General features: G+C 31.3%; 9 protein-coding genes. 2 read left to right on the plus strand and 7 right to left on the minus strand.

Annotated features, from left to right (window positions below; all coding sequences use genetic code 11):
* A partial coding sequence (locus AWV75_RS18055) for a hypothetical protein (protein WP_060873005.1) occupies positions 1-809 on the minus strand: 809 nt, incomplete at its 3' end.
* Between the two features lie 7 nt (positions 810-816).
* Positions 817-1410: a hypothetical protein gene (locus AWV75_RS18060; RefSeq protein WP_060875657.1), complete on the minus strand. Its 594-nt coding sequence runs from the start codon at positions 1408-1410 to the stop codon at positions 817-819.
* 290 nt (positions 1411-1700) lie between these two features.
* Here AWV75_RS18060 and AWV75_RS18065 point away from each other — a divergent pair, with 290 nt between their 5' ends.
* Both AWV75_RS18065 and chrA read left to right on the plus strand, forming a co-directional pair.
* The gene (locus tag AWV75_RS18065; RefSeq protein WP_060875658.1) at positions 1701-2498 is read left to right on the plus strand and encodes a helix-turn-helix domain-containing protein; all 798 of its coding nucleotides are present in this window, start codon (positions 1701-1703) and stop codon (positions 2496-2498) included.
* A 78-nt stretch (positions 2499-2576) separates the two neighbouring features.
* Positions 2577-3710, plus strand: a complete 1134-nt coding sequence (gene chrA / locus AWV75_RS18070) for a chromate efflux transporter (RefSeq protein WP_060875659.1) — start codon at positions 2577-2579, stop codon at positions 3708-3710.
* Positions 3711-3729: 19 nt separating this feature from the next.
* Here chrA and AWV75_RS18075 read toward each other — a convergent pair whose 3' ends face one another.
* The 5 genes from AWV75_RS18075 to AWV75_RS18095 form a co-directional block, all read right to left on the minus strand.
* Positions 3730-4296, minus strand: a complete 567-nt coding sequence (locus AWV75_RS18075) for a lipocalin family protein (RefSeq protein ID WP_060875660.1) — start codon at positions 4294-4296, stop codon at positions 3730-3732.
* Positions 4297-4404: 108 nt separating this feature from the next.
* Complete coding sequence (gene arsB / locus AWV75_RS18080; RefSeq protein ID WP_060875661.1) at positions 4405-5439, minus strand: ACR3 family arsenite efflux transporter; 1035 nt, start codon at positions 5437-5439, stop codon at positions 4405-4407.
* 3 nt (positions 5440-5442) lie between these two features.
* Entirely contained in the window at positions 5443-6057 is a 615-nt protein-coding gene (locus AWV75_RS18085; RefSeq protein WP_060873484.1) for an arsenate-mycothiol transferase ArsC, read from the minus strand.
* A gap of 18 nt (positions 6058-6075) precedes the next feature.
* Positions 6076-6528 carry a DUF6428 family protein gene (locus tag AWV75_RS18090; protein WP_060873483.1) on the minus strand — a complete coding sequence of 151 codons (453 nt, stop codon included), beginning with the start codon at positions 6526-6528 and terminating at the stop codon, positions 6076-6078.
* A gap of 61 nt (positions 6529-6589) precedes the next feature.
* On the minus strand, positions 6590-6919 hold the full coding sequence (locus AWV75_RS18095) for an ArsR/SmtB family transcription factor (protein WP_060873482.1): 330 nt from the start codon (positions 6917-6919) through the stop codon (positions 6590-6592).
* Positions 6920-6943: the final 24 nt, after the last annotated feature.

The following is a 6943-nucleotide window of genomic DNA, read 5'->3' on the forward strand; positions in this document are numbered from 1 at the left end:
GTAATTACAAAATGACCATATTCAATTTTATGATTACTATCAGTAATAGTACACACAAACAAATAACTATCCTTAGATACTTGGCGGTAATGTACTAGCGAGCTTAATTCGCTATAGACTGGAGTAGCTGTATTTAGAAATGTTTCTAAATTATCTAAAACTAATTTTTTACTTTGTACATCCTCTCCTTGGAGCTTAAAGAATTTCTCAATTCCTTCTAACAATCGATCCATGATAAAAACACCTGGCACAATAGGATAATTATCAAAATGTCCTTTGCATTGTTCGATTGTAAAAGAAGGGATTTGAATTTTAAAATAAAATGGCTCGATTAAATTCACCAGTACGTCCTCCTTTATTGGAGAACTTTCTGCAGGAATTTTTTCTGTATAAAAACTGCTGAAAACATCATTAAAAGCATTTTCATCAAAAATAACATATTCTAGTTCAGAAGTATAAAACAATTGATTTTGATTATTCAAAACATCTACTAAAACTTTTCCTTTACGCTTTGAAAATGAAAAAGGCTTAGCACAATACTTTAATCCATCCTCTACAATAGTACTATTGATTTTTCTTATTCTAATTTTTTCAGCTAAGAAAAATGTTTTAGAAGAAATATCCATGGCTGTCAATAAAGAGATACTTCCCAATGATGCAACTATTTGCCCTATCTCTTTGAATCCTCTCAATTGACTATCTGAGCTATTTGTAGTACTATACTCTACTGTAGATGCATTCCTTACCAAATTATCCATTGGAAATAAATAAGGGTAATTCTCCCCGATGTAGTTATATAAATGTTTCATATTACAACTAATTTTGTTTAATAATATACGTACAATCTATATTTGAATTTTCGTCATAAAAAGATTGAGGTACTTGTATTTCTATATCACTTAATTGAAGATAATCTTTGATTCCATCTAAAAAAGCGATTAAAGTTGGAAAGGTTAAATATTGATCAATTTTATATTGTTTAGCAGCTCTGTGATAACGATCAACACCTTTCAAATTAATCACAGCATAATCTGAAGTATATTCTTGCACCTGAAACTTGAACTCCGGACTCGAGGTGTAAATAGCAGATATAGCGACTAAAACCATTGACCTGCAATCTCGATCCATAGTAGCATCTTTAATTAATGCTTGCTCTGCTTTTGCTTTACCAAGATTGTAAAATAGTTTATCAGAGTGCAAACGTATTTTATCTACTCCATACTGCTCTCCTATGGAATGTAATTGCAAAGCATAGAATTGAGAGGTAATATTGGATAAATTAATCGCTAAATCTGATACGGTTGCAGGAAGATATAAGTCAATTAATTTCTCTTTAATCTCTTGTGAAGGATATTGATCATCTCCTCTTAAAAGACGTAATTCTTCAAATAAACTATTTTTTGCTTTCATTACTACATGTTTTATTGTTTTATTTTTAAGTTAAAAAAAATAATACTAGTAAAAATATAACTAAAAAATAATATTATAAATTAAAATAACTAAAAATAATTTACACAATAAAACATGTTAGCTAATTTTAGAGCAACCTACTCTTCTCTTATACCTATTACTTAATGCTATTAGTTGTTTAAATCTTAGTTTAAGTGACTTTTAAAAAGAGCTATGCTTTATTAACATTTAAATACCCTTTTATTAGAAGATAATAGTTAGTTTTACTTGTATTATTTAATTAAATAACGTTGAATACATCTATTGAAATAAAAAATAAAATTGAGACAATAACACTAATAAAAGTTGATCCTTTTAGACAAGAAATTCGAAAAACAAATCCTCATAAACACAATAATTACTTTGAAATTATTTATTTAAGCGAGGGAACAGGCTTTCATACAATTGATCAAACTGTATTTTCAATTACTACTCCTACAGTTTTTTTTATACGAAAGGAGCAAGTTCATTTTTGGGATATTACAAGTAAACCTAAAGGCTTTGTAATTCTATTAAAAAAAGAATTCTTGCAAACCTCATTAGATTATAAGTTAAGAGATCTCCTGTCCCAATTAAGTCATTTTACTTGCTTAAAAATAAATGATACCCAAAATATTAATGCATTATTTCAACTACTTGTATCAGAGAAGGATTTTACGGTAACAGAAGGTCTACTAAAAGCGTTATTGGCTAAGATAATAGCAAGGTCTACTCCTTTTTCTACTTCAGTAAATAAAAGCGATACGATCATCTTGTTTCAAGATTTTTTAAAGCAAACAGATAACTTACATAACAGTGTTGCCTATTACGCTCAAAGACTAAAAATTTCACCTCAAAATTTAAATAGCATCTGTCGCAAAGCACTCCAACAGTCAGCATCCGAAATATTGGCAGAACATATTATTGATGAAGCAAAAAGACAACTTCTATACTCTGAAAACAGTGTTAGTGAAATTGCTTACAACTTAAACTTTAATGACTCCTCTAACTTTACAAAATACTTCAAGCGCTATGTAGGCATTACTCCTAAAGCATTTCGGGAAATTTAAAGTACCATTCTTTTTTCAAATTCACCCTATTTTAGGTTCTAATTGTGACATATTTGTATGATTAAAAAGTCTTAAGATATGAATACCAAACAAGATGAAGTAAGTCTCAAAGAAATAGTCAAGGTCTTTACAAAATTAGGGATTATTGGTTTTGGAGGCCCTGCAGCTCATATTGCGATGATGAGAGAGGAAGTAGTTGTAAAAAGAAAATGGATGGATGAACAACACTTTTTAGATCTGCTTGGTGCTACTAATTTAATTCCTGGTCCTAACAGTACAGAAATGGCCATTCACATTGGCTATGACAAAGCAGGTTGGAAAGGTCTTATAATTGCCGGGCTATGTTTTATTCTTCCCGCTGTTTTTCTAACGGGTGTATTGGCTTATTTTTATAAAAATTATGGAGAATTACCACAAGTTCAACCATTTATCTATGGAATTAAACCTGCCATTATTACTATTATCCTTGGAGCTGTATTTCCACTAGCCAGAAAATCAATTAAATCCTTATTCTTAGCCTTTATAGGACTTATTGTCTTAGTAGCTTCTTTATTTGGGACTAATGAGATCATTTTAATGTTTGGAGCTGGATTTTTAGCTTATGTAGTTTTTTATATTAATACTACAAAGCGAAGTACCTTACAAAGTTTTCTTCCATTAACCTTCTTACTTACTATACAAAATACTCTTTTTACCAATACCAATATGCAGCTATTTTGGATTTTTCTTAAAATAGGGGCTATACTGTACGGTAGTGGCTATGTATTATTTGCTTTTTTAGATACAGAACTCGTGCAAACAGGTTTACTCACCAAAGAACAACTTATAGATTCTATTGCTGTAGGACAATTCACACCAGGACCTGTTTTCTCTTCCGTTACTTTTATTGGTTTTCAAATTAATGGTTTATCTGGAGCAATTCTTTCAACTGTTGCAATTTTTTTACCATCCTTTATTCTAGTAGCCTTACTAAACCCATTGATGAAAAAACTTCGCAGCTCAAAAGGATTATCTGTCTTTTTAGATGCGGTGAATGTTGCCTCTGTTGCCTTGATTGTCGCTGTTTGTATAACGATGACACGAGATGTATTGCTGAACTGGCAAACCCTTGTTATTACCCTACTTAGTGGTATACTCGTTTTTAAATTTAAAAAAGTAAATAGTGCTTTTATTGTTTTAGTAGGAGCTTTGTTGGGGTATCTTCTCTTTTAATTGTTTAACTTACATGTGTTTATTTAGACTTTACTACCGACATATCTTCCTTGTCATGTTCAACCCAAATCAAACGAGATACATCATAACCAATTTCATTAGCTAGTGTCAAGTATTGTTGTTTAATCGTTTCGGGGATATTTTTTTCTCGAGATAAAATCCATAAATAATCAAGATCTTTTCCTGCTATTAGAGCATACTTATAATCTGAATCTAATGCAATGACATTATAACCCGAATAAAAAGGCCCGAAAAAGCTAACTTTAAGTGCGCCTACATTTTTCTCTGCTCTAAATTTAGCTATTCCTTCTGCTTGTTTCCATTCCTTGGTTTTAACATTAAAACCTCGATTTAAAACCTTGAGATTTCCTTTCTTGTCCAAACTATAGTAAGCTGTGGTATTATTTAAATCTCTTTCAAAATAAAAATCAAACCGAGCAATTTCATACCATGTTCCCAAATAACGATTTACATCAAAATTTTCAACGGGTTTAGCTTTTTCTGGTATTGTACTTGCATTACATGACATAAACAAAAAAGATAGAATAGCAAAAAAACTTATTCTATAAAACACTTGTAAATTCATAAAAAATTAGTTTATCTCAAAAATAAAAAAATAAATGATGGATTGATTTATTCTAGTGATTAATTTAATAGAAACGATTTGAAACGATTTAAAAATAACAATATTTTATCACTTTGCATAATATTTCTTTTTCATCCACAAACTCACTCGTACCAGTAGAATCAACACAGGAACTTCAACTAAAGGTCCGATAACCCCCACAAAAGCTTGGGGCGAGTGAATTCCAAATACGGCAATAGCAACAGCAATAGCTAGTTCAAAATTATTACCTGCTGCAGTAAAAGAAATAGCCGCATTTTTATCATAATCCACATGCATTGATTTATTTACGAAGAAGCTGACAAAGAACATCAAGACAAAATAAATAATTAGTGGGATAGCAACTTTGATAACCTGCATTGGTAATTGAACAATCTGCTCTCCTTTTAAGCTAAACATAAGCACAATGGTAAACAGTAAAGCATATAAAGTAAAGGGGGAAATAAAAGGGATAAACTTGCGCTTAAACCAAGCTTCTCCTTTTATTCTAATGAGATACTTATGACTTAAAAAACCTGCTAAAAATGGAATTCCTAAATAAATAAGCACACTTTGTATAACATCGCTCATCTTAATTGAAATAGCATAATCAGCAAATCCAAAATAAGAAGGTAATACGTTGATAAAAAGCCAAACAAAGAAGCTATAAAACAGCACCTGGAAAACACTATTTAATGCAATCAGTAAGGCTGCATATTCTCGATTACCTTTTGCTAAATCATTCCATACAATCACCATGGCAATACATCTGGCTAAACCAATAAGGATCAACCCTACCATATAATCAGGCTCATCACGCATGAAAATAATAGCCAGAACAAACATTAAAACAGGTCCTACAATCCAGTTTAAGAAAAGAGATAAACCTAAGACTTTTTTATCCCTAAAAGCCAATGGTAATAGATTATAATCAACCTTTGCCAGTGGAGGATACATCATGATGATTAATCCTATAGCTAACGGAATATTGGTCGTTCCAATAGACAGTTTATCCATCACATTAGAAACACTTGGAAATACATTTCCAATCAAAACACCAATCCCCATCGCCAAGAAAATCCAAAGGGTTAAGTATCGATCTAAAAATTTCATTCTAACTTGCATAACTTACTTTTTAATTTGTGATACGATGTAAAACATTTCACTTGCAATTTCAAGGCTTCGATTAAAATATCCTACTTGCTGGTTTTCCGTTCCATCAAATACCTTCGGATCCTCAAATGTAATAGGGATTCTGCGCTCAGCACCTGCTATAAAAGGACAGCCCTCATCCACCTGTGAACAAGTCATTACCGCTGCAAAATCACTACTTGGATTAAAAGCGGCATCGTACTTCTTAGAAAAACCAATAATAGGAACTTCATTATCCCCATACTTTATCGCATAAATAGGATTTTCTCCTTCTGCAATTTTAAATACATCAAGCCCTTGTTCTTTCAGAACTGTAGCAACCATGGGATACATAGCTGTTTGTTCGGTTCCTCCTGAATAACAAGTAACATTTGGAATACCATAGTAACTAGCCGCTACTTGCATCCAAATCTGAGTCAAATGACTTCTTCTTGAATTATGTGTACAGATAAAATTGATTCGAATTGGAGATTTTGAATCAACCTTAGCTTGAATGTATGCCAGTAAAGGAGCTAAAACTTCTTTTCTATGATTAGTTATCACTCTTGATTCAAGCATAATACTAATTGTAGTTGATAATGTTTTATACATCTTTTACCTTTTTTAAGATTAACAACATCCAGCGTTAGAATCGCAACAACTAGTTTGATTTACCTGATCACTTGGTGTAATTCCACAAGCATCTTCAGCTAAACAAGCAGTCAATGTATTTTTTAATAGAAAGTGAGTTCCATTAAATTCTAAGAAATACTTTCCTATTGTTTCTTTACCTTGAACTTCTACTTCAATATCCGCATCAACAATACCTAATTTTGTTTCTGATAATCGAATAATATTAAGCAATTTACCAGCTTTTAAACGGTGCTGATAATCATCTGCATTCCACAATTGAAAGCTTACTTTAACCTCTTCTCTTATTGTTCCTCCGCAGTCGATAAATTTCTTTGTCACTTGACCTACTTCTGTTACATGGAAGTGTTCTGCTACAAACGTCCCATCTTCAAATTGAAAATCTACTCGATCTAATTTTTCTAACACTACTTTTACTTCTGATAATTTCATATTTTATCTGTTTTAAATTATTTTAATATCGTAATATCACGATGATGTTGAATAAAAAATATTAACAGCAATCCTTTGATTGTATTTTTTGAGCGAAGAAGAATTCAAACTCCTTGAAGAATTCATTCCAAGCTACATTGTCAATACAATAACAAACGGATTTACCCTCAATAGTCCCTTTTATAAGTCCACTATTTTTAAGCTCTTTTAAGTGCTGAGAAATAGTGGCTTGAGCTAATCCAAGTTCTTCTACCAAATCATTGCAAATACAAGCATCTTGATTGATAATATACTGAAGAATGGCAAGTCTTGCTGGATGCCCTAAAACCTTAAACATAAGCGACAATCTATTCTTTTTATCACTAAATAATTCTGATTTTGTTACTCCCATTGTTTTATACTTAAATATACATCG

Source organism: Myroides odoratus (assembly GCF_001549985.1).
Taxonomy (GTDB): Bacteria; Bacteroidota; Bacteroidia; order Flavobacteriales; family Flavobacteriaceae; genus Flavobacterium; species Flavobacterium odoratum_A.